This window comes from Enterobacter sp. MGH 38 (assembly GCF_000492855.1).
Classification (GTDB): Bacteria; Pseudomonadota; Gammaproteobacteria; order Enterobacterales; family Enterobacteriaceae; genus Enterobacter; species Enterobacter hormaechei_C.
The window spans coordinates 446,664-468,661 of sequence record NZ_KI535607.1 but is presented as its reverse complement, the minus strand read 5'-3'; the positions used below and the strand labels follow the sequence as shown (position 1 = coordinate 468,661).

The following is a 21,998-nucleotide window of genomic DNA, read 5'->3' as shown; positions in this document are numbered from 1 at the left end:
CCTGTAACAATACCCGGTGGCGCTGCGCTTACCGGGTCTACAGGTCTAACCCTCTCCCCTCCGGGGAGAGGGCAGGGTGAGGGGATTACCCGCCAAACTGATCCGGGTCCGGCCCAAGCCGCTTGCCCTGATCCAGCTTCGCAATTTCACCCAGCTCGTCTTTATCCAGGCGGAAATCCCAGACGTCGAAGTTCTCGGCGATACGCGATGGCGTGACCGATTTCGGGATCACCACCAGACCGCTATCCAGATGCCAGCGAATGACGATCTGCGCCGGGGTTTTACCGTACTTATCCGCCAGTTCACGGATGATTTTCTGGTCAAACACCCCTTCGCCGCCCTGGGCCAGCGGGCTCCAGGATTCAGTCTGGATCTTGTGCGTGGCGTTCCATGAATGAAGCTGGCGCTGCTGCATCAGCGGGTGCAGCTCAATCTGGTTAATCACCGGCGCGACGCCCGTTTCATCAATCAGGCGTTGCAGATGATGAACCTGGAAATTACAGACGCCGATGCTTTTTATCAGCCCCTCTTTTTGCAGTTCAATCATCCCTTTCCAGGCATCAACGTAATGGTCGATAGCCGGTACCGGCCAGTGCATGAGATAAAGATCGACGAAATCGAGCTGGAGTTTCTCCAGACTCTCCTGCAACGCTTCGCGGGGACGCTTTTGATCGTCGTTCCACAGCTTGGTGGTGATGAAAAGCTCATCCCGGGGAACGCCGGCGCTGGCAAGCGCTTTTCCCACGCCGTCCTCGTTTTTATAGGCGGCGGCGGTATCGATGGACCGATAGCCGACTTCCAGGGCTTTATGAATGGCGGAGACGACCTCGTCGTTACCGGCTTTCCATACACCTAGCCCCAGCTGGGGCATCACGTTGCCGTCCTGTAGCTTGATTACGGTTTGGTTTGCCATTTTTCCTCCTTCAGGTGCTCATCGCCGGAGGGAACCTCCGGCGATGTGATGTGCATTAAGTCTGGACGAAATGTCAAAAAACGAAAGTCAGGATCCTAAAAACGCTTAGCGTGCCGCTTCGTAAATACGACGGCTGACGTCAAGGGTGATGTCGCCATGCTCGCCGATCTGCGTCATACCGTGTGCTTCCAGTTTCGCCAGCAGGGCAGGGATGGAGCTGCCGTCCAGGCCGTAGCCAGAGAGACGCGTTGGCACGCCCAGGCTTTCAAAGAAGTGACGGGTGGCTTCAATCGCGGCATCGATACGCGCATCGTCGGAACCGTCGGTGATGTTCCACACGCGTTCGGCGTACTGGAGCAGTTTGGCGCGTTTAGCGTCACGTTTTTCGTTCCACAGCGCAGGCAGAACCACCGCCAGCGTCTGGGCGTGATCCAGGCCGTGCATCGCCGTCAGCTCGTGGCCGAGCATGTGGGTAGCCCAGTCCTGCGGCACGCCTGCGCCGATCAGGCCGTTCAGCGCCTGGGTGGCTGCCCACATCACGTTGGCACGCACGTCGTAGTTTTCAGGCTCTTTCAGCGCTTTCGGACCTTCTTCAATCAGCGTCAGCAGAATGCCTTCCGCGAAACGATCCTGAATTTTGGCGTTTACCGGGTAAGTAACGTACTGCTCAACGGTGTGAACAAAGGCGTCGACCACGCCGTTCGCCACCTGACGCGCAGGCAGGGTATAGGTGTAAACCGGATCGAGGATCGCGAACACGGGCTGAACGTGTTCGTTCATAAAGGCCTGCTTGTCACCGGTGGTTTTACGGGAGATGACCGCGCCTTTGTTGGACTCTGATCCGGTGGCCGGCAGCGTCAGCACGGAGCCCATCGGGATCGCACTGCTGATGTCGCTGCCGCCCGTTTCCAGAATATGCCACGGGTCGATGCCGTCAGCGTAATGGGCCGCCGCCGCGATGAATTTGGTGCCGTCCAGCACGGAACCGCCGCCCACCGCCAGCAGGAAGGTGATCTGCTCGTCGCGGGCGATTTTTACCGCGTTCATCAGCGTTTCATAAGACGGGTTAGGCTCGATACCGCCGAACTCGCGCACGTCCAGACCTTCCAGAGCGCTGTACACCTGATCCAGTACGCCGGTTTTTTTCACGCTGCCGCCGCCGTAGGTAATCAGGACGCGGGCGTCCGTCGGGATTTGCGCGCGCAGGTCAGCGATAGCGTTTTTACCAAACAGAATGCGGGTTGGGGTATGAAGATTAAAGTTGTTCATGGCTTGTTCCCTGTAGTGGGTAAAAAATCGTGGTGGCGCAGAAGGCAACCTGATGCTGCTCATTGTGGCGGGCAGGCGCTATCCTCTCAATGCACATTCCTGCCGATGTCTTGCCCATTTCTACAGCGCGCTGGAGAAACGGTAAGAAAATGCGCACACTGTCAGCGTCGGAAACCGTACCCGGAGTAACTGAAAATGAACCGTGATGCCATCTGCCGCCAGCTAACGTCGCAGATTAACACACTGATTGATAACGGAAATGATTCGGCTGAGCTGTTGCCGGATATTCGATTGCTGTACGGTACCCAGCCCGGGACGCGCACCCCGGTGATGTATCAGCCCGGCATCGTGTTTCTCTTTTCTGGCCATAAGATTGGCTATATCAATGAGCGCGTGTTCCGTTACGACACCAATGAATATCTGCTTCTGACAGTACCTTTACCCTTCGAATGTGAAACTTTCGCGACAGAGGAGGTGCCGCTGGCCGGGATCCGCGTCAACGTCGACATCCTCCAGTTGCAGGAGCTGCTGATGGATATTGGGGAGGACGAACTTTTCCGGCCGTCGATGGCGGCAAGCGGTATCAACTCCGCGACCCTATCGGAGGAAATTCTCTGCGCGATTGAACGCCTGTTAGACGTGATGGAAAGGCCTCTGGATGCGCGTATTCTCGGAAAGCAGATTATCCGCGAAATTCTTTACCATGTGCTGCTCGGGCCGGGCGGCGGGGCGCTGCTGGCACTGGTAAGCCGCCAGACGCACTTTAGCCTGATTAGCCGCGTGCTCAAGCGCATTGAGAGCCAGTACACGGAAAACCTCAGTGTTGACCAGCTGGCGGCGGAAGCCAACATGAGCGTCTCGGCGTTTCACCATAACTTTAAATCCGTCACCAGCACGTCGCCGTTGCAGTACCTCAAAACCTACCGTCTACATAAGGCGCGGATGCTGATGATCCACGATGGCATGAAGGCCAGCGCCGCGGCGATGCGGGTTGGGTATGAAAGCGCGTCGCAGTTTAGTCGGGAGTTTAAGCGCTACTTCGGCGTCACGCCGGGGGAAGATGCGTCGCGCATCAGAACGATGCAGGGCGCTTAGGCTTTTGATTCTCTCCCCGCGGGAAGAGAATCAGGATGGGGTATCAGGCGCTGCAATACTTCTTCTTAATCACCACCGCGATTGTGCCGACCAGGCCCGCAACCAGCAGGAATATCGGCAGCACCATCAGGAACGTCATCACCTGGTCTTCATGGCGCTTAACAAACGGGATCATGTTCAGCGCGTAGCCGAGCGTGGTGACCACGCCCACCCAGAGCAGGGCGCTCAGCCAGTTGAAGAACTGGAAGCGGCGGTTGGACAGGCCCGATATGCCCGCCATGGTAGGCAACAGGGTGCGAACAAACGCCAGAAAACGCCCGGCGAGCAGCGCCAGCAGGCCGTGGCGGTCAAACATGCAGGTGGCGCGCTGGTGATATTTATGCGGCAGCTGCGCCAGCCAGCCTTTCACCACGCGGGTGTTTCCAAGCCAGCGCCCTTGCAGGTAGCTCAGCCAACAGCCGAGACTGGCCGCAGAGGTGAGGATCACCATTGTCGGTGCGAAGTCCATCACGCCCTTGCCGATCAACGCCCCTGCGAGCAGGAGCAGGCTGTCACCGGGTAAAAATGAGGCTGGCAGTAGTCCATTTTCCAGAAACAGCGTCGCGAACATCACGAAATAGACAATCCCGACGACATGCGGGTCCGCCAGCGCGGCAAAATCGTGTTGCCAGAGCGCCGTGATGATATTTTGAATAACAGCCATGGACTTTCCTGTGGAACAGCAGATATAACGCTATTGTACTCCCAATTTTGCCTGTCGGGGTTGATCGCAGGCGCATCTCATACAGACTTTTCTGCTTGCGGTGTTCAGAATTGCGTCCGGGGAGTACATTTCAGTCAGCACTTTACACGATGCGCTCAAATCCTGCCGATAAATCCGCAATTAAATCGTCCACATTTTCCAGCCCGATATGCAGGCGGATTAAGGTCCCTTCGAAGTCCACCTCGCCGCCCGGGCGCAGGGCCGCAATCTGCTCCGGCTGGTTGGGCAGGATCAGCGATTCAAACCCACCCCATGAATAGGCCATGCTGAAGAGTGTAAAGTTATCCAGATAGCTTGCCAGTTCGGCGTCATTCAGGCGCTTTTTAAGTACAAATGAGAACAACCCGCTGCTGCCCGTAAAGTCACGTTGCCAGTATTCATGCCCTTTGCTGCCCGGCAGCGCCGGATGGTTAACGCGCTCCACCTGCGGATGCAGCGCCAGCCACTGTGCAATTTGCAGGCTGCTTTCGTGATGCTGACGCAGACGCACGCCGAGCGTACGGATGCCCCGGCTGGTCATGTAGGCGGTATCGGCATCCACCATCTGGCCCATCAGGTAGGCGTTTTCACGCAATTGATCCCAGCAGCGGGCGTTAGATACCGCCGTACCGATCATGCCGTCGGAATGGCCAATCAGGTATTTGGTCGCCGCCTGAATGGAGATATCGATGTCAAATTCCAGGGCTTTAAACAGCACACCTGCCGCCCAGGTGTTGTCGATCATGATGATCGCTTCCGGCGCTATGCTGCGCACCGCCTTCACGATGGCCGGGACGTCATGCACTTCCATGGTGATGGAGCCGGGAGATTCCAGGAACACAACGCGCGTGTTGGGCTGAATAAGCCCGGCAATACCGGCCCCAATCAGCGGATCGAACCAGCTGGTGGTGACGCCGAGCTTGCTGAGTATTTTGGTGCAGAAGTCCTGGCTTGGCTCGTAAGCGGTATTGGTCATCAGGACGTGGTCACCCTGTTCCACAAACGCCAGAATGGTATTGGCGACCGCCGCCGCGCCGCACGGGAACAGCGCGCAGCCCGCGCCGCCCTCCAGTTCGCACATGGCTTCCTGCAACGAGAAATGGGTTAACGTGCCACGACGACCGTAAAACAGCCCGCCCTTCGCGCGATTACGCGTAGCGATTTTTTTATCTTCAACGGTATCAAACACCAGCGAGGAGGCGCGCTGGATCACGCTGTTGACCGAGCCCTGAGTGTATTTCTTACTGCGTCCTGCCTGCACCAGCGTGGTCTCAAGCTGCTTTTTAGTCATGTTCGCTAACCCTATTTTTATACGTCTGGACGTCCAGACTACCACGATTGTCAGAATGTGCATCCGGATGCTTATCGAATAAGCAGAAAATATTATCAAAAATTCGCATAAGAAATTTTTACTGCGTAAGCGCAAGGAAAGTGAGCGAAAATTACGGCACTATGTAAATACTAATGAGAACTACTATCAATTCGACGACGTTTTGATATTATTACGTTCAGATTTTGTGATTTGCGTCCTGGAGATACAGAGTGGGTAATAATTTGATGCAGACGGATCTCTCCGTTTGGGGCATGTATCAACATGCTGACATCGTAGTTAAGATTGTGATGATCGGCCTGATTCTGGCGTCCGTGATCACCTGGGCTATCTTCTTCAGCAAGAGCGCCGAACTTCTTTCACAAAAACGCCGCCTCAAGCGTGAGCAGAAGCAGCTGGCGGAAGCCCGTTCTCTGGATCAGGCTTCTGATATCACCTCATCCTTCCATGCGAAAAGCCTGACTACCCTGTTAGTGAACGAAGCGCAGAACGAGCTGGAACTCTCCGCAGGCAGTGAAGATAACGAAGGCATTAAAGAGCGTACCGGCTTCCGTCTGGAGCGTCGCGTTGCGGCCGTGGGTCGTCATATGGGCCGCGGTAACGGCTACCTGGCGACTATCGGCGCTATCTCCCCGTTCGTCGGCCTGTTCGGTACCGTCTGGGGCATCATGAACAGCTTTATCGGTATCGCCCAGACGCAGACCACTAACCTTGCGGTCGTCGCGCCGGGTATCGCAGAAGCGCTGCTGGCAACGGCTATCGGTCTGGTTGCCGCTATCCCGGCGGTTGTTATCTATAACATCTTCGCGCGCATGATTGGCAGTTACAAAGCCACACTGGGTGACGTTGCCGCGCAGGTTCTGCTGCTGCAAAGCCGCGATCTGGACCTGAACGCCAGCGCCGTTAAACCGGTTCATGCGGCGTCCAAACTGCGCGTAGGTTGATTGTATGGCAATGCGTCTTAATGAAAATCTGGACGATAACGGTGAAATGCATGAGATCAACGTGACGCCGTTTATCGACGTCATGCTGGTTCTGCTGATTATCTTTATGGTTGCCGCACCGCTGGCGACGGTGGACGTGAAGGTGAATCTGCCTGCGTCCTCCAGCCAGCCGCAGCCGCGTCCGGAAAAGCCTATCTACCTGTCCGTGAAGGCCGATAAGTCCATGTTCCTGGGCAACGATCCGGTAACGGATGCCTCGGTTATTCCGGCGCTGGACCAGCTCACCGGCGGCAAGAAAGACACCACCGTCTTCTTCCGCGCGGATAAAACCGTCGATTATGAAACCATGATGAAGGTAATGGACACGCTGCATCAGGCGGGCTACCTGAAGATTGGTCTGGTCGGCGAAGAGAAAGCGGCCGCGAAGTAAAACGAAGGCTCTTGCAGCCTTGCCTGCCGGGTGGCGGCGTCGCCTTACCCGGCCTGCATTCCGCAACAATCATTGTTGTCTCACTCTGAAGGCGCCGTCGGCGCCTCTTCATCAAGCGCCACACAGGTCACGTTTGATGTACGGTAATTGCCTTCCGAGAGTTTACGGGTCAGGCGCAGGGTGGCTGTCTCGCGTGCCAGCAGGTACTGATAGTTCGCCTCCAGTCGCCCGAGGATCTTCTCTTTAAGCTCAGGACGCTGTTCAATAATGGCGTTCATCACCGCGCCGTAAATCTCCTCCTTGGCCTGCAAGGCGTAAATCTCCCGACGGTTCTGCCATTTCAGGCGTACCAGCGTGGCCGGAATCGAAACCAAATCCTGCGTAATTCGCGTCATCTCGTCATTTTTTATCTTTTTCAGGGCGTCGAGATTCTGCTTTAAGATAAATTCATCGCTTTTTTTATCATCTAAAGTCAAATAAACGTTATTACCGCTATCATCATTCACGTTAATCTTCCCCCAGGTTATAAAAGATGGGATTGTTTTTTTCACGCGTAATTAAATTAAGCCAAATTTCATTGCCGGCTTCATTTATTTGCTGCGTTTTCTCGACCATTATTTGACTTAGCGTCTGGGCGTCTATTTCCCCTTCGGCCTGTAAATCATTCAGCAGATGAACTAAGGCTTCAATCTTGATCGCGCGAAATAAACGCTCTTTTAAATGGCGATCGTGCTCTTCCAGCACCATATTACGGGATTTGCCGGTGCGTGAAACACCAATTAATATGTCGGCTTCATAGTCGGAGAGTTTTCTTTTTCCTTGAGTGAAATTCGCCTCTTTATCTGCTTCCGTCGAAGGCTGTTCCACAAGCGTAATGTGGTACTTTGCCGGGACAAGATTGTCGGGCAGCATTTTAATTTCCTTTAATTTCAAAAGGGTGGGATTGGAAAAAGGGTGAGATTCGTTGACAATATCATGAGGCAATTTTAAAATCAAAAAAAATGGAGCCTACCCATGAACAGCATTTTCTTCACGGTCATAACGTTACTATTACTGACCGCTGGCGTGCTTTTATTGATGCAAGAGTTCAATAAAACGAAAGTGTCAAAAGACGTCAGTGAACCGCCGCAGCCTGAATTGATGTCGAAAGAGGAGGGGGAAGATCATTTCTCCGTATTGATGAACGCCGTGACGCCGGTCTGGTACTGGCGAGTAAATCACGAATATATCGATTTCCTCCATGCGACAATTAAGCGAATGAAAATGGCCGAAATTAATGATACGCCCGGCCTGTTCGACGCGCAGCGCCGCTGTAGCGACCTTAATTCGGCGGTCTATAAATATTACGACAATATCAAAAAGCGCTGTCTGAATGGCGAGAAGGTGTCGTACTCCGATTTAGATGTATTAAATCTGCGCCAGTGTTTTCGTGAGTTTAGCCTGGAAGCCTACCCGGAACTGGTCGCGCTGGTCTGGCCGGAGTATGCGCGTCCGGATGTAGATCCCAACGAGGTATAGTTGAGATATACTCAGCGCTGGTTTCGTTTGCAGACAGGATTTTATGGAACGCTTCTTTGAAAACGCAATGTATGCCTCTCGCTGGCTGCTCGCACCCGTCTATTTTGGTCTCTCCCTGGCGCTGGTCGCCCTGACGATTAAGTTCTTTCAGGAGATATTCCACGTCCTGCCAAACATTTTCTCCGTGGCAGAAGCCGATTTGATTCTGGTTCTACTGTCGCTGGTAGATATGACGTTGGTGGGAGGATTACTGGTGATGGTGATGTTCTCCGGTTATGAGAATTTCGTCTCTCAGCTTGATATCGCCGAGCACAAAGAAAAGCTCAGCTGGCTGGGGAAAATGGACGCCTCATCGCTGAAGAATAAAGTCGCGGCGTCGATTGTTGCAATTTCGTCTATTCACCTGTTACGCGTCTTTATGGACGCGAAAAACGTCCCGGATAATAAGCTGATGTGGTATGTGATTATCCACCTGACGTTTGTGCTGTCGGCGTTTGTGATGGGGTATCTGGATAAGATCAGTAAGAAATAAATTCACCACGCCCCCTCTCCCTGTGGGAGAGGGGGCGTGGTAAGGGCAGCAGGCCGCACTATTTATCCGACGACGCCTGCCACAAATTCAGCTCACCATCCGCAACGTGCTGGTCAATCCGCATCAGTTCATCTTCGCTAAAGCGGAGGTTATTCAGCGCCTGAACGTTCTCTTCCAGCTGCTCCGGGCGGCTCGCGCCAATCAGTACCGACGTTACACGCTCATCTTTCAACAACCAGCTTAGCGCCATCTGCGCCATCGTCTGCCCGCGCGCGTGCGCCATCTCGTTCAGCAGACGAAGGCTGCTCAGGTTGGCTTCCGTCAGCATTTTCTCCGTCAGGCCGCGCACTTTTTTCCCTTCGCGCTGCATACGTGAACCGTCCGGAATGCCGTTCAGGTATTTTCCGGTGAGCAGGCCCTGTGCCAGCGGGGTAAAGGCGATACAGCCCGTTCCGTTTTTCTCCAGCGCGTCCAGCAGGCCGGTCTTGTCGACCCAGCGGTTAAGCAGGTTGTAAGACGGCTGGTGGATCAAAAGCGGGATCTTCCACTCGCGCAGCAATTCGGTCATCGCCGCCGTGCGTTCCGTGGAGTAAGACGAAATGCCGACATACAGCGCTTTTCCGCTCTGCACCGCGTGTGCCAGCGCGGCGGCGGTCTCTTCCATCGGCGTGTTTTCGTCTACGCGGTGAGAATAGAAAATATCCACATACTCCACACCCATGCGGTTCAGGCTCTGGTCGAGGCTGGCGAGCAGGTACTTACGTGAACCGCCCGAACCATACGGTCCTGGCCACATGTCGTAGCCCGCTTTGGTGGAGATGATCAGCTCGTCACGATACCCGGCAAAATCCTCCCGCAGCAGGCGGCCAAAATTCTCTTCAGCGCTGCCCGGAGGGGGGCCGTAGTTGTTGGCAAGATCAAAGTGGGTAATGCCGAGATCGAAGGCCTTACGCAGCAGCGCGCGCTGGGAATCGAGCGGCTGAACGTGACCGAAGCTGTGCCACAGGCCCAGCGACAGTGCCGGTAAGCGCAGGCCGCTTTTGCCGCAGTATCGGTACTGCATGTTTTCGTATCGGCCGGTGTAAGGGTGCCAGGACATGATGTCTCCTTTCTTGTCGGTGAATTTTCGAAACAACGTTTTCATTCTATGCCGACTCGATAACGAAAAAAGTATATTTTCTACAGTATCTGCCGATAACGAGGGGAGTACTCGCCTCTGGGCGAATTCACCCTCACGGCAAGGAATACTCAATGAAGATGCTTCGTAATTTCACCATCCGTTTCGTCATGCTGACGATACTGGGGATCTTTTGTGTCATGTGGGCAGGCGTGGGGCTTTACAGCACCTGGTCTCTGTCTCGTGTTTCTGATGGTAATGACGTTGACCGCCAGCTGGTCCGGCAAATGACGGTGCTGAGCCAGGGCAACGATCAGTATTTCCGTTTCGTCACCCGCCTGAGCCGGGCAATGGAAGTTAAAGCGGCGGGCGGCACGCCGGACCTGGCTCCTGCTCAGCAGGCGCTGGATAACATGAGTAAAAAGCTGGCAGAGATGAAAGCTATCTCCCCGGGCCCGATGGATGAAAAGGTGTCTGCGCAGGTGATTTCCACCTGGCAGGCGCTGCTCGATCAGGGCGTTACACCGCAGATGGCGCAGGCGAAGCAGGCGACGCTCGAAGGCTATCGTCAGCATGCCAACAACGTCACGCCGCCGCTAAGCCGTGCATTCGGGTCAGCGGCTGAGAACTTTAACAATACCGCGGCGAAGGCGCTCGACAGCACGCGCGTGGTGGTCGACGGCCTCACCAGCATGACCCGGACGGTAATTATCACCGCCACGATCGTGGGTCTGCTGATCCTGCTTTTCACCGACCGCTACCTGGTGGCGATACTGGTAAAACCGCTGGATCGTATCCGTCAGCAGTTCCGCCAGATTGCGCAGGGCGACCTCAGCCAGCCGATTGAATCTTTGGGCCGCAACTGCGTGGGGCAACTGGTACCGCTGCTGAGTGCAATGCAGGACAGCCTGCGGGAGGCGGTCAGCACGATTCGTTCCGGCAGCGAGAATATCTGGCGCGGGGCAACGGAGATCTCCAGCGGGAATAACGATCTTTCTTCGCGTACCGAAGAGCAGGCCGCCGCGCTGGAAGAGACCGCGGCCAGCATGGAGCAGCTTACCGCAACGGTGAAGCTGAACGCCGAAAGCGCGCGCCAGGCCAGCCAGCTTGCGGATGTCGCCTCCAGCACGGCCAGCCGCGGCGGGTCGCTGGTGGAAGATGTGGTTACGACCATGAGCGGCATTTCGGACAGCTCGAAAAAAATCGCTGAAATCACCACCGTTATCAACAGCATCGCTTTCCAGACTAATATTCTGGCGCTGAACGCCGCGGTGGAAGCCGCCCGGGCCGGGGAGCAGGGGCGAGGCTTTGCGGTCGTGGCGGGTGAGGTACGTAATCTGGCCAGCCGCAGCGCGAATGCGGCCAAAGAGATCGAAGGGCTGATTGCGGATTCCGTTGCCCGCGTGGAGCAGGGGGCGCAACTGGTGAACGATACCGGCACCACGATGGAAGCAATCCTGCGCGACGTGACGGAAGTGACCGTCATTATGAAGCAGATCGCCACCGCGTCAGAGGAGCAGAGCAAAGGAATTTCTCAGGTCGGCGTTGCCATCACGCAGATGGACGGCGTGACCCAGCAGAACGCCTCGCTGGTGGAGCAGGTTTCCGCCGCCGCCGCCGCACTGGAACGGCAGACCGAAGAACTCCAGCGCTCAGTGCAGAAATTCCGTCTCACCGCGTAACCTCATCGTGTCAGGCCGTCTCTGGCGGCCTGACGTTTATCGCTCTGAATAATCTGTGTTACCTGCGACAGCTGACCAATTTTCACTTCGCTTGCCCGCATAAATTTACTTTTGTCGATCAGCAGCAGCGACTGGCTGGCGCGGTTTAACAGCAGCGCCTTAAAGCCCGCGTTGTGCTCGGACGGATCCCAGAGAACGCCATGCTCATCGACCCCTTCACACGAGAAGATAAACAGATCGATCTCCAGCCCTTTTAGCTGCGTCACCAGCGCCGGATTAACATAGCAGCGATACTTACGCTCAAGCGTTCCGCCGGAGCAGATAAGCGTGATCCGCTCGCGCTTTGCCATCTCGTGGCAGACAGGCAGGCTGTTGGTAAATACGGTGAGGTCGATGTCCGGCAACTGGCGCGCCAGATGAAAGCAGGTTGAGCTGGCGTCGAGGGCGATGGTCATCCCTTCGCTGATCCAGCCCAGCGCGTGGCGGGCAATATCGGCTTTGTCGGCATAATGGCTTTTCAGGCGTGCGCCAAAGGGTTCACCGCTGTCGCGGCTGTCCGGGTGAATCAGACGCGCGCGCCCGTGCTGGCGCAGAAGCTTCCCCTGCTGCTGCAACGACTTCAGATCCCGGCGGATCGTCTCTTTGCTGACGGAGAGCTTTTCAGCCAGCACCTCGGTAGTCAGCCAGTCGCTTTGACTCAGCAGGGTGATAAGGCTCTGCTGTCGGGTCGCTTTTAGCGTCTGGTCTGACATACGAGGCTCCTTGCGCACGCGTGCTGACGCATTTTTCTCATCGCGGAAGAAGGGCGGCGAACCGCCCGGTCAAGGATCAACCCTGACGTTTATCTTCCGTCTGGGTATCGAAGTCGCTTGCTGAATGACGCTCATGCAACTGCTCGTTCAGCTCGCCGTTGGTACGGTTAACAATGCGCCCGCGTTTCACGGCCGGACGATTCGCCACATCTTTTGCCCAGCGCTGCACGTTGGTGTACTTCCCGGCATCCAGGAACTCGGCGGCGTTATAGACGCTGCCCAGCGCCACGCAGCCAAACCATGGCCAGACCGCCATATCCGCAATGGTATATTCCTCACCCGCTACGTAACGACCGCGCGCCAGCTGTTTGTCCAGCACGTCGAACAGGCGTTTAGCTTCCATGGTGAAGCGATCGATAGCGTACTCAATCTTCACTGGCGCGTAGTTATAGAAGTGGCCAAAACCGCCGCCGAGGAACGGGGCCGCGCCCTGTAACCAGAACAGCCAGTTCAGGGTTTCCGTTCGTCCTGCCGGATCTTTTGGCAGGAAGTGACCAAATTTCTCGGCCAGATAGAGCAGGATATTGCCGGATTCAAAGACGCGCGTCGGCGGGGTGGTGGAGTGGTCACGCAGGGCCGGGATCTTCGAGTTCGGGTTCACGTCGACAAAACCGCTGGAGAACTGATCGCCCTCGCCAATGCGGATCAACCATGCGTCGTATTCCGCGCCCGTCACGCCCAGCGCCAGCAGCTCTTCCAGCATGATGGTAACTTTCTGTCCATTCGGCGTACCGAGTGAGTACAGCTGGAGCGGGTGCGCGCCCACAGGTAGCTCTTTCTCGTGCGTCGCGCCCGAGACGGGACGGTTGATATTGGCGAACGCGCCGCCGTTATTCTGTTTCCATTCCCACACTTTCGGTGGCTGATAGGTGTTATCTGACATGTTGGCCTGCCTCTTTGGTGTTGTGTTGAGGCAGTGTAGCAGGAGATGCAGGAACCGTTTAACGATGCGAGCGTAATGGGCAGGGCGGGTGTATGATAACGCCACCTCTGTCAGTTAATTACAACGTGCAGACGACGACAACCCCACAAAAAAATTGCCGCCTGCCTGTTTTAGGTTGGACACATGCGTAAAGGAACGTTAAGCAGTGACGCCCCCTTCGGGACGTTATTAGGTTATGCGCCGGGTGGCGTGGCGATTTACTCTTCAAATTACGGCAGTCTCGATCCGCGTCGCTATCCGGAAGATGCGGAATTCCGCAGCTATATCGGCAACGAGTACATGGGCCATAAATGGCAGTGCGTTGAGTTTGCGCGCCGTTTCCTGTTTCTCAATCACGGGTTTGTCTTTACCGACGTCGGGATGGCGTGGGAGATCTTCTCCCTGCGTTTTTTGCGCCAGGTGGTAAACGACAATATTCTGCCGCTACAGGCCTTTGCCAATGGCTCAAAACGCGCGCCGCAGGCCGGTGCGCTGCTCATCTGGCAAAAGGGCGGTGAGTTTCATGAGACCGGCCACGTCGCCGTCATTACCCAACTGCTGGATGACAGAGTACGCATTGCCGAGCAGAACGTTATTCACTCCCCGCTGCCGATGGGGCAGCAGTGGACGCGCGAGCTGCGTCTGAGCGTGGAGGACGGTTGCTATACGCTTCATGACACGTTCAACGATACCGAGATCCTCGGCTGGATGATCCAGACGGAGGAGACGGAACACAGTATTCCTCAGCCGGAGATCGACGGTGAACTGCTGAAAATCAGCGGCGCGCGGTTGAAGAACAACCGCCAGTTCGACGGGAAATGGCTCAATGAAAACGACGCCCTGCAACAGGCGTACGTTCGCGCCAACGGCCACGTTATCAACAACGATCCCTGCCAGTATTTCACCATTACCGAAAGCGCCGAGCAGGAGCTGATCAAAGCCACCAACGAACTGCACCTGATGTACCTTCATGCCACCGACAAGGTGCTGAAAGACGACAGCTTACTCGCGCTTTTCGACATCCCGAAAATTCTCTGGCCGCGTCTGCGCCTCTCCTGGCAGTGGCGTCGTCACCATATGATCACCGGTCGTATGGATTTCTGCATGGATGAGCGCGGCATTAAGGTTTACGAGTACAACGCGGATTCCGCCTCCTGCCATACCGAGGGCGGGCTGATTCTTGAAGAGTGGGTGAAAAACGGCTATCGCGGCACCGGCCACAATCCGGCGGAAGGCTTGCTGGAGGAGCTGACCGGCGCATGGAAGCACAGCCACGCGCGGCCGTTCGTCCATATCATGCAGGACAACGATATTGAAGAGGATTACCACGCGCTCTTTATTCAGCGCTCGCTGATCCAGGCCGGGTTTGAAACCAAAATCCTGCATGGACTGGGCGCGCTGAGCTGGGATGCCGCCGGGCAACTGATTGATGATGAAGGCCGTCACGTTAACTGCGTATGGAAAACCTGGGCATGGGAAACGGCGATTGAGCAGATCCGCGAGGTGAGCGAAACCGAGTACGCCGCCGTGCCTATCCGCACCGGTCACCCGCAAGGTGAAGTGCGCCTGATTGACGTCCTGCTGCGCCCGGAAGTGCTGGTCTTTGAACCGCTGTGGACGGTGATCCCAGGTAACAAGGCGATCCTGCCGGTGCTGTGGCAGCTCTTCCCGAACCACCGTTACCTGCTGGATACCGATTTTGAGGTCAACGATCTGCTCAAACGGACCGGTTATGCCGTTAAACCGATCGCCGGACGCTGCGGGAGCAATATCGATCTGATCGGCGCCCAGGACGAACTGCTGGACCAGTCCAGCGGCAAGTTTGTTGACCGCAAGAATATCTACCAGCAGCTATGGTGCCTGCCGAAGGTTGACGGCAGATACATTCAGGTCTGCACCTTTACCGTGGGCGGGAACTATGGCGGAACCTGCCTGCGTGGGGATAACTCGCTGGTGGTGAAGAAAGAGAGCGATATTGAACCGCTGATTGTGGTGAAGGATAACTAATTCATACCCGCGACAAAAAAGCCCCCGCCGGATAACCTGCGGGGGCTTTTTCTTACTCTTCTTTCTCGTCCTGCTGCTCGCTGATCTTCAAATCAATGATCCGGCCAATCTGGTCATGGTAAACCGTCAGCAGGTTGTACTGGCTCATCTCGGACATAATTTGCGGCGTGACGTTAAAACTTTGGGCAAGCTCGTCATGGCGCAACATTTCCGGATGACGCCGCCTCACATGCGCGCGGCGGCGATTGTACTGATACCACAGGATCAGCAGCCAGCCGTTGAACGCGGCAATCAGCAGATAAACCAGCACTGTATTAAACGAGGCGATAATTACGTTCCAGCGGTGATCGCCCTCCTCGGTTAACTGCATCCACAGCCTGGCGTACAGGAAAAACAGGAATCCTCCCCAGGCTATCAGCGTTAATGCAGCATCGAAAAGACGCGGTGCCAGCCGATGTTCAGTCAAAATTAACGTACTCTCGTTCATTGAATGCTCCCTTTACCCCGGTCCGGACTGATCCAGCGCGCGCGGGCGCGTTTACGTTTAAGCATGACTTTCGGAAATGCCACGAGGGTGGTAAACAGGCCAATCATCCAGTACACCATCGGGAACCAGATTACCCAGAACAGCGAGCCTGCCACATTCCGCTCGTAGCGCCGCTCGATATACAAACTGACGAGCAATTGCAGCAGGCACATTACGCCCAGCAGCAGCCCGGTAAACGCCGGGGGAAACAGGCTCGCAACGGCCAGGTTCGCGGGAAGAGGGATAATATGGCTGAGAATGAACAACACCACGGTCGCCCCATAGGCAAATGCCCACAGCGTTGATAGGGCGTACTCGAGAAACAGGGGCCACATGCGATGATGCTCCCAGCGGGCCATCTTGCGCAGGTTAACCAGAAACACCTCTGCCCCCCCCTGCGCCCAGCGCAGACGCTGCTTCCACAGTCCCTTTAGCGTCTCCGGCATCAGGATCCAGCACAGTGCCCGCGGCTCGAAAAAGATATCCCAGTGGCGAAGCTGAAGCTTCCAGCTTATGTCGATATCCTCTGTGATCATATCCGGGCTCCAGTACCCGACATCCGCCAGCGCCTGTCGGCGAAAGGCGGCGATGACGCCGGAGACGGTAAAGACCCGGCCATAGATCCGCTGCGTTCGCTTGATGAGGCCAATAATGGAAGAAAACTCGCCCACCTGAATACGACCAATCAGCGTTGAGCGCGTGCGAATACGCGGATTTCCGGTGACGGCCCCAACGTGGGGATACTGAATCAGCGGTGCCACCAGATACGCCGCGGTGTCGCGGTCGAGCAGGGCGTCGCCGTCAATGCAGACCAACAGATCGCCCCGGGCCGCCGCAGCGCCGGCCTTGAGCGCCACGGCTTTCCCCTGGTTCTCCGCGAGATTAATCACCCGCAGGCGCGGCTGCTCCCGCGCCAGCTGTTGCAGTACCTCCGCCGTGTTATCAGAAGAACCGTCGTTGATGGCGATAACTTCTACATTCCAGTACCGCTGATCCAGCGCGGCACTAATGGTCTCCCGTGCGTTGCGTTCCTCATTGAAGCAGGGAATAAGAATCGAGATTAACGGCTCACCGGCTAAGGCGGGGGCGGGTGTTGCGTTATCCCACGACCAGTGCCGTTCAAGCTGAAACCAGAAATAGAGGCCGCCGGTTACCCAGAGCACGGACATAAACAGCGGCCAGAAAAAGACAAAGTCCAGAATCAGTTCGCCAGTAAACAGCGCGGCTACGCCTAACGGCAACCCGAATACCAGACACAAAATAGAGAAGGCGATAATGCGATCAGTCATTGTCAGGATACCAGTACGAAGAAAATTCAGGTCTGATACGTGAAATATCAGGTTGGTTGTTGAGGAAGTCGTCGGGGTAATAACCGTAATTTTTGATGCCGTTCAGCTGGAGCACCCGCATCCACTCCACCAGACGTTCATCGGCTACGGCACGCTGCGGTTTCTGCGCCCAGTCCCTGGCCTGTAGCTCAAAAATCGTTTTATTTAGCGCGCCGGGGCGTGCGGCGACGGCTTTGACTAAACGCGTCAGCCAGGCATTGCTCTCTTCTGCCGGGACGGACTCCATCAGCGGCATTGCCATCGGCACCGTCCAGTCGTAGGCCGCCAGAAAATCATCCAGATTTTGCGCAAACCATGCCTCGCTTTCCGGCTCGAGAATGGGTAACGCGAACATGTTCCGCGCGGTTTTGATCTGCGGGCCACGGATGTTTTTCACCGCCTGGCTCAGGGTGCGGGTAAAGCCGATAAGCCGCTGGCTCTTCTGCCGGGTCGTATCCTGTCCGGCATCGTCAACGTCCGTCAGCACTGCGTCGTCATGGAACAAGATCCCGTTGAAGCTGGCATAGCGGGCCAGATCTTCATAGATCTCCGTCACCTGCTGGCGAACCTGCGGACTCCAGGGGGAGAGCCGGATATAGGGCTCGGCGGCCACGGTCAACTCTCCCGTTTGACGCTCACGGCGCTGCACGCGCGGCAAGGCTGGACTGAGATCGAAAGAGAGAACCGGCATCCACGCGAAGACTTTCACTCCCGCGCGGGTTTGTAGCTGCCAGGCGACAAAATTAAAGAGATCGGCCCGGACCGGAAGACGACGGTTGGGGAAATAGAGCGCGCTGATCCTGCCGTCGCCCCGCGGATCCGAAAACGCCTGGAGAAACACATGGCTGATTTTCATGTCGTAGACCCGCTGGACGAGTTTGTTGATGTTTTTCGTCTGCTGGGCCGGATCGGGATCGTAGACGTAATCAAGGTCAACATGCATGACGCGCACCGGTTCAAACTCCTGAACGCGGCTAACCGTGTTGGCAAAGGTTTTTATCGACGGATTTCCGGCAATCAGCAGGCGCGGGATGTTGCCAAGGTCGCGCACGTTTGCCAGCCCGTCCTCCAGGGTAAAGGCCAGCTGATAGCCCTGTTTCTGGGCGATAGCGAGCGATGTACCGTTAGCAGCCCCATAGGGCCACACCCAGGCACGCGGCGCTTTTCCCGTCACCTGGGTGATTTTATCGGTGACTTTCCGTACGTCTGCGGCGATCCGCTGATTGAAGTGTTCATCGGTTTCGTAATGCCCCGTCGCGTTATCAAAAAAACGGTTAGCGATGGCGGGTTCACGGCTTCCCTGCGGGTTGGCCGGAATGCCGTAATGCGAGGCCCAGGTATGCGAGCCAATCTCAATCAGCGGTGACTGGCTGAGCTCGCGAACCATATCCCAGGTGGCAAAGCGATCGCGGGGCGTCATCAGACCGCCGAAGTTAACTTTTTGATTTGCCGGCGTATCCACCCAGCTGCCCACCGGTGCCCACAGCGCAGGAACGTTCCAGGCCTGAAGCAGGGGCCATACCCGGGTGTAAAAACTGCTATAACCGTCGTCGAAGCTGAGCAAAACGGCTTTCGGCGGCAGCGCTTTTTTTCCTTCATGCGCATCCAGAATGTCCTGCACGCTAATGGCGTGATAGCCGTTGTGCAAAAGCCAGCTTATCTGCTCGTTTAACGCGCTGGTGCGAACGGAGAGGTAGCGCTGATCGGCGGCATCATCTTCGACGTCGTGGTAGGCCAGGACCAAAAACTGATTCTCCGGCCAGGGTTTGCTGGCCTCCAGCTGCGGCCTCTCTTCAGGGGCCATAAAGGAGAGCGGCTGCGCGCAGAGGCTCGCGCTGAGGCAGAGCCAGCCGATGACGATCAGGCTTACAGAAAAACGTGTGTTCAGCATATTCATCCTTAAAAGCGTAAAGTCGCATCTAACGTGACGGAGAGATTGCTCTCGCGTTTGCCGTCGTAAGGGCGCTTATCCCAGTTCAGCATCACGCCAGTATCGACAACGTTGTTCCACTGGATGCGTTGCCCGTAACCCAGCAGGGTAACGGCGCCAGGTGACTGATTTTTCTGCCAGTAGCTGCCCCCGCCTGCCACGAACTGCTGGCTCCAGAGGGTGTCGTAGTGGCGGTACATCTCATGGTCAACGGACAGGGCAGCCGTCACGGACAGCTCCCGTGCCGGGTTGTAATAGAGCGTATTACGCAGGCTGTTTTTACTGGCGGCGATTCGCGGTTCGAGATCCAGCGTCAGGGTCGGGGTCTGCCAGAGACGCTCTTTCCCAGAGAGGGTGTATTCCTGACGGCGGTTGTGGTCTGAGAAGCGGCTGATTGCGGCGTTGAACTGGTATTCACGTCGTTCGTTTTGATACCAGCGCACCCCACCTTCACCCCGGTTGGCGCTAATCCCATTGCGTAATGCCCGTAAGGGTGTGGCGCGTGACAAGCGCTCGAGGTTACTACTGACCTGCCAGTTATCACTCAGGCTGTAAGTTGTTGAGAGCCGTGCGCCCGGCCTGTTTTTGCCGTGATAGTGGTTGCCGGAGAGCTCGGCTTCGAGCGTGAGGTCACGGGGGCGCCACTCAACGCCGCCCAACAGGTGGCGGCTGATGCCTTTACCTTCGTCGAAATTCCCCTGGGCATAGCGGGTGCCGGCAAACAGCCGCCAGTTATCCGCCACGGGCGGGCCATAGAGCGTGGCGTCCCAGTTCATGTCGTGGCTACCGCTGACGGGGTTATCTGAGTGCAATCCTTTAGCCGCGTTCAGACGCAGCTCAGACATATGGTGGACCATTCTGAGTCTGTCCAGGCGACGGGCGCTGCGATCGGCGGGGGCGCGAGCAATTACGTTATTAGCCAGTAAATCCATCTGGCGCCACTCCTGAAGGTCCATTGCGACGTAAGCCTGCTGTTTTTCAAGCTCCAGATTCGTGGGTTCGAGCGCCTCTGCTCGTTTAAGCTTTTGCTCGGCCGCACGCGGCAGGCCTCTGGCCTGAAGCAGGGCGGCATAATCAATCTGTAATCCCTGATTTCCCGGCGCCGTTGACGCCAGACGATACGACAGCTTTTCGGCCTCCGGCAGGGCGTTGGTTGCCAGCAAATAGTTAAATTTGAGTGACTGCCCGGTAAGCCACCGATCGTTTGGCTGGGCGGTGGGGGACCCGAAATCGTAGCGGGTCCAGGGAACGCTGCGGGTCTCGCGCTCAACGTAGCGGCGGGCGGCCTGATATTGCCCCGTATCCAGCCAGGCGTAGAAAAGCGCATGCTCCTCATCCTGCGGATCGGAGGCGTAGTGTGGATAGCGTTGCACAAGCGAGAAGGCGGCAACGGTGTTTTTCTCCTGCAAATATGCAGAGATCACCCAGCCGATGGCCCAGTCCGGCACCGGATGCTGTGCGGCCGTCAGCGACTCATATTCGCTAATGACCTGCCGGTAATTACCCTGCGCATACAGGGCGCCAAGCCGATCGATACGGGCAAGGATGACGTCATCAGCCGCCTGCGGGTCGTTTTGCCAGCGGGAAAGCAGGGCGTGATAGCGATCTAATGCGTTTTGTGCCAGCCGCAGGCGCTCTTTCTCCGTTCTGCCAGGCACATCCGCCAGGCGTACCCGTTCAGCCGCGGCGTTACGCTCAAGGCGGCGGCGCTCCGCAGGAGAGAGCGCCGCGTTTTGTGACAGCCAGAGTGCGGGCGTGCTTACCCGGTTATCCGTTAGCGCATCGATCGTCTCGCGAAGAAGGGCCTCATTCCCTGGCGCGGCGCTCAGCGCGCGCATGTCAGCCAGCAGCCGATCCCTGTTTTTTCCCTGGCGCATCCAGACATAGGAGAGCGTCTCAAGGTGCGCGGGAGAAGGATTGTCTTTAACCAGCTGCCGGGCTTCCGAAAGCGCGAGGCGATCTTTGCGGGCATCGGCCAGAGTCTTCACATAGCCGATGCGGTAATCGTCGTTATCCGGCGCAAGGCTGAGCGCCTCTTTCCACAGCGATAAGGCGGATGGCCAGGCTTTTTGGTTTCTTCTGGACTGGGCGACGGCAGCGATGGCGCGAGCGGGCAGCGGCATATAAATACCATAACGCTGCCAGACCCGGATAACTTCGTCATCGCGTCCTGCCCAGGAGGCTACCTGTAACCAGTCCGCAACCTGTCCGGGTGTTAAAGCATGTTGTTGCTCATAGCGCTGTAGGTAATCAAGAAACAGAGCGTAATTACCGTTACGTGCCTGTTGTATCTGATGCTCATAAACGGATTCATCAGCCTGAACCAGAACAGGAAAGAGTAAAAGCAGGAACAATAATATTGTGGTGCGATAAAAGAATAACGTAGTGAAGCTAAGCGATCTTTCCATATCTATTTGCCATTTGTTTATTGTGAATCCATTGCATAACACGGCCGCCTTTTAACTCTGCGTTAAAGGGCATAAAGGAGAACATTAAATCTGAATGATGCTACGTTATGGGGTACTTACTTAAAGGTAATTATGAGCCCTCATCTCAGTGGTCTGATTGGGCTTAATGTACACCCGATGTGTTGGGGGATAAATAAGTTGAAAAGCGGCTGGGAGGTTTTGAGATAATTCTGGGAGAAGTAAGTTTTTTAGATAATTTAGTGCAGGGTTGATGTTTTTAATTAATTGATATTAAATGATTTTTCTTTCTCTGCTTCCTGTTTTGTTATATTCAAAATGAAGTTCTTCTGAGTTAATTAAAGTACTTTCTGGTGCATGTTTGGGAAGTTTCATGACAAAAATTCTTAATGTTCAGAGAAGTGACTTTTCTGAAATTCTTTTTTATTTATAATTAACGCCAGGCATTGAGTGATAGTCTGCAAAAAGTCTAGCT

At 55.9% G+C, this 21,998-nt stretch carries 20 protein-coding genes; 7 read left to right on the top strand and 13 right to left on the bottom strand.

Features of this window, described 5'->3' with window-relative positions:
* Positions 1-85 precede the first annotated feature (85 nt).
* Together dkgA and yqhD are read right to left on the bottom strand one after the other, a co-directional pair.
* Entirely contained in the window at positions 86-913 is an 828-nt protein-coding gene (dkgA, locus tag L384_RS18665) for a 2,5-didehydrogluconate reductase DkgA (RefSeq protein WP_003862493.1), read from the bottom strand.
* A gap of 105 nt (positions 914-1,018) precedes the next feature.
* Positions 1,019-2,182, bottom strand: coding sequence for an alcohol dehydrogenase (yqhD, locus tag L384_RS18670; RefSeq protein WP_023323745.1), 1,164 nt, complete (start codon positions 2,180-2,182; stop codon positions 1,019-1,021).
* 195 nt (positions 2,183-2,377) lie between these two features.
* Here yqhD and L384_RS18675 point away from each other — a divergent pair, with 195 nt between their 5' ends.
* Positions 2,378-3,277, top strand: a complete 900-nt coding sequence (locus L384_RS18675) for an AraC family transcriptional regulator (RefSeq protein WP_023323744.1) — start codon at positions 2,378-2,380, stop codon at positions 3,275-3,277.
* A gap of 43 nt (positions 3,278-3,320) precedes the next feature.
* Here L384_RS18675 and yghB read toward each other — a convergent pair whose 3' ends face one another.
* Both yghB and metC read right to left on the bottom strand, forming a co-directional pair.
* A complete protein-coding gene (gene yghB / locus L384_RS18680; RefSeq protein ID WP_023323743.1) occupies positions 3,321-3,980 on the bottom strand; it encodes a DedA family general envelope maintenance protein YghB in 660 nt (219 codons plus the stop codon).
* Positions 3,981-4,122: 142 nt separating this feature from the next.
* The gene (gene metC / locus L384_RS18685; protein WP_003862484.1) at positions 4,123-5,310 is read right to left on the bottom strand and encodes a cystathionine beta-lyase; all 1,188 of its coding nucleotides are present in this window, start codon (positions 5,308-5,310) and stop codon (positions 4,123-4,125) included.
* A 251-nt stretch (positions 5,311-5,561) separates the two neighbouring features.
* Between metC and exbB the strand changes: the two genes are divergently transcribed.
* Complete coding sequence (exbB, locus tag L384_RS18690) at positions 5,562-6,293, top strand: tol-pal system-associated acyl-CoA thioesterase (protein ID WP_003862482.1); 732 nt, start codon at positions 5,562-5,564, stop codon at positions 6,291-6,293.
* Positions 6,294-6,297: 4 nt separating this feature from the next.
* Entirely contained in the window at positions 6,298-6,723 is a 426-nt protein-coding gene (gene exbD / locus L384_RS18695) for a TonB system transport protein ExbD (RefSeq protein ID WP_001251472.1), read from the top strand.
* An 80-nt stretch (positions 6,724-6,803) separates the two neighbouring features.
* Here the strand turns inward: exbD and L384_RS18700 are convergent, their stop codons facing one another.
* On the bottom strand, positions 6,804-7,229 hold the full coding sequence (locus L384_RS18700) for a hypothetical protein (protein WP_003862479.1): 426 nt from the start codon (positions 7,227-7,229) through the stop codon (positions 6,804-6,806).
* A 1-nt stretch (position 7,230) separates the two neighbouring features.
* Entirely contained in the window at positions 7,231-7,635 is a 405-nt protein-coding gene (locus L384_RS18705; RefSeq protein WP_003862477.1) for a hypothetical protein, read from the bottom strand.
* Positions 7,636-7,737: 102 nt separating this feature from the next.
* Between L384_RS18705 and L384_RS18710 the strand changes: the two genes are divergently transcribed.
* A complete protein-coding gene (locus tag L384_RS18710; protein WP_003862475.1) occupies positions 7,738-8,241 on the top strand; it encodes an ESA_00282 family adhesion-associated protein in 504 nt (167 codons plus the stop codon).
* 43 nt (positions 8,242-8,284) lie between these two features.
* On the top strand, positions 8,285-8,773 hold the full coding sequence (locus L384_RS18715; protein ID WP_003862473.1) for a TIGR00645 family protein: 489 nt from the start codon (positions 8,285-8,287) through the stop codon (positions 8,771-8,773).
* 58 nt (positions 8,774-8,831) lie between these two features.
* Here L384_RS18715 and L384_RS18720 read toward each other — a convergent pair whose 3' ends face one another.
* Complete coding sequence (locus L384_RS18720; protein ID WP_003862471.1) at positions 8,832-9,872, bottom strand: aldo/keto reductase; 1,041 nt, start codon at positions 9,870-9,872, stop codon at positions 8,832-8,834.
* A 152-nt stretch (positions 9,873-10,024) separates the two neighbouring features.
* On the opposite strand from L384_RS18720, the gene L384_RS18725 reads away from it, so the two are divergent.
* On the top strand, positions 10,025-11,572 hold the full coding sequence (locus L384_RS18725; RefSeq protein ID WP_003862469.1) for a methyl-accepting chemotaxis protein: 1,548 nt from the start codon (positions 10,025-10,027) through the stop codon (positions 11,570-11,572).
* A 2-nt stretch (positions 11,573-11,574) separates the two neighbouring features.
* Here the strand turns inward: L384_RS18725 and fucR are convergent, their stop codons facing one another.
* Together fucR and yghU are read right to left on the bottom strand one after the other, a co-directional pair.
* Positions 11,575-12,324: an L-fucose operon activator gene (gene fucR / locus L384_RS18730; protein ID WP_023314843.1), complete on the bottom strand. Its 750-nt coding sequence runs from the start codon at positions 12,322-12,324 to the stop codon at positions 11,575-11,577.
* Positions 12,325-12,400: 76 nt separating this feature from the next.
* On the bottom strand, positions 12,401-13,267 hold the full coding sequence (gene yghU / locus L384_RS18735; RefSeq protein WP_003862465.1) for a glutathione-dependent disulfide-bond oxidoreductase: 867 nt from the start codon (positions 13,265-13,267) through the stop codon (positions 12,401-12,403).
* Between the two features lie 183 nt (positions 13,268-13,450).
* Here yghU and gss point away from each other — a divergent pair, with 183 nt between their 5' ends.
* A complete protein-coding gene (gene gss / locus L384_RS18740; protein ID WP_023323742.1) occupies positions 13,451-15,313 on the top strand; it encodes a bifunctional glutathionylspermidine amidase/synthase in 1,863 nt (620 codons plus the stop codon).
* Positions 15,314-15,365: 52 nt separating this feature from the next.
* Here gss and pgaD read toward each other — a convergent pair whose 3' ends face one another.
* From pgaD to pgaA, 4 genes are read right to left on the bottom strand one after another with little or no spacing between them, the layout of a single operon-like run.
* Positions 15,366-15,800, bottom strand: a complete 435-nt coding sequence (gene pgaD, locus L384_RS18745; RefSeq protein ID WP_023323741.1) for a poly-beta-1,6-N-acetyl-D-glucosamine biosynthesis protein PgaD — start codon at positions 15,798-15,800, stop codon at positions 15,366-15,368.
* On the bottom strand, positions 15,797-17,128 hold the full coding sequence (pgaC, locus tag L384_RS18750) for a poly-beta-1,6-N-acetyl-D-glucosamine synthase (RefSeq protein ID WP_023323740.1): 1,332 nt from the start codon (positions 17,126-17,128) through the stop codon (positions 15,797-15,799). The genes pgaD and pgaC overlap by 4 nt, the downstream gene beginning before the upstream one ends.
* A complete protein-coding gene (gene pgaB, locus L384_RS18755) occupies positions 17,121-19,058 on the bottom strand; it encodes a poly-beta-1,6-N-acetyl-D-glucosamine N-deacetylase PgaB (RefSeq protein WP_003862461.1) in 1,938 nt (645 codons plus the stop codon). The genes pgaC and pgaB overlap by 8 nt, the downstream gene beginning before the upstream one ends.
* Positions 19,059-19,066: 8 nt before the next feature.
* Positions 19,067-21,505: a poly-beta-1,6 N-acetyl-D-glucosamine export porin PgaA gene (pgaA, locus tag L384_RS18760; RefSeq protein WP_023323739.1), complete on the bottom strand. Its 2,439-nt coding sequence runs from the start codon at positions 21,503-21,505 to the stop codon at positions 19,067-19,069.
* Positions 21,506-21,998 lie beyond the last annotated feature (493 nt).

Coding starts and splice junctions, on each gene's coding strand:
- dkgA (WP_003862493.1), bottom strand. CDS start 913: ATGGCAAACCAAACCGTAATCAAGCTACAGGACGGCAACGTGATGCCC.
- yqhD (WP_023323745.1), bottom strand. CDS start 2,182: ATGAACAACTTTAATCTTCATACCCCAACCCGCATTCTGTTTGGTAAA.
- L384_RS18675 (WP_023323744.1), top strand. CDS start 2,378: ATGAACCGTGATGCCATCTGCCGCCAGCTAACGTCGCAGATTAACACA.
- yghB (WP_023323743.1), bottom strand. CDS start 3,980: ATGGCTGTTATTCAAAATATCATCACGGCGCTCTGGCAACACGATTTT.
- metC (WP_003862484.1), bottom strand. CDS start 5,310: ATGACTAAAAAGCAGCTTGAGACCACGCTGGTGCAGGCAGGACGCAGT.
- exbD (WP_001251472.1), top strand. CDS start 6,298: ATGGCAATGCGTCTTAATGAAAATCTGGACGATAACGGTGAAATGCAT.
- L384_RS18705 (WP_003862477.1), bottom strand. CDS start 7,635: ATGCTGCCCGACAATCTTGTCCCGGCAAAGTACCACATTACGCTTGTG.
- L384_RS18710 (WP_003862475.1), top strand. CDS start 7,738: ATGAACAGCATTTTCTTCACGGTCATAACGTTACTATTACTGACCGCT.
- L384_RS18715 (WP_003862473.1), top strand. CDS start 8,285: ATGGAACGCTTCTTTGAAAACGCAATGTATGCCTCTCGCTGGCTGCTC.
- L384_RS18720 (WP_003862471.1), bottom strand. CDS start 9,872: ATGTCCTGGCACCCTTACACCGGCCGATACGAAAACATGCAGTACCGA.
- L384_RS18725 (WP_003862469.1), top strand. CDS start 10,025: ATGAAGATGCTTCGTAATTTCACCATCCGTTTCGTCATGCTGACGATA.
- fucR (WP_023314843.1), bottom strand. CDS start 12,324: ATGTCAGACCAGACGCTAAAAGCGACCCGACAGCAGAGCCTTATCACC.
- yghU (WP_003862465.1), bottom strand. CDS start 13,267: ATGTCAGATAACACCTATCAGCCACCGAAAGTGTGGGAATGGAAACAG.
- gss (WP_023323742.1), top strand. CDS start 13,451: ATGCGTAAAGGAACGTTAAGCAGTGACGCCCCCTTCGGGACGTTATTA.
- pgaD (WP_023323741.1), bottom strand. CDS start 15,800: ATGAACGAGAGTACGTTAATTTTGACTGAACATCGGCTGGCACCGCGT.
- pgaC (WP_023323740.1), bottom strand. CDS start 17,128: ATGACTGATCGCATTATCGCCTTCTCTATTTTGTGTCTGGTATTCGGG.
- pgaB (WP_003862461.1), bottom strand. CDS start 19,058: ATGCTGAACACACGTTTTTCTGTAAGCCTGATCGTCATCGGCTGGCTC.
- pgaA (WP_023323739.1), bottom strand. CDS start 21,505: ATGGAAAGATCGCTTAGCTTCACTACGTTATTCTTTTATCGCACCACA.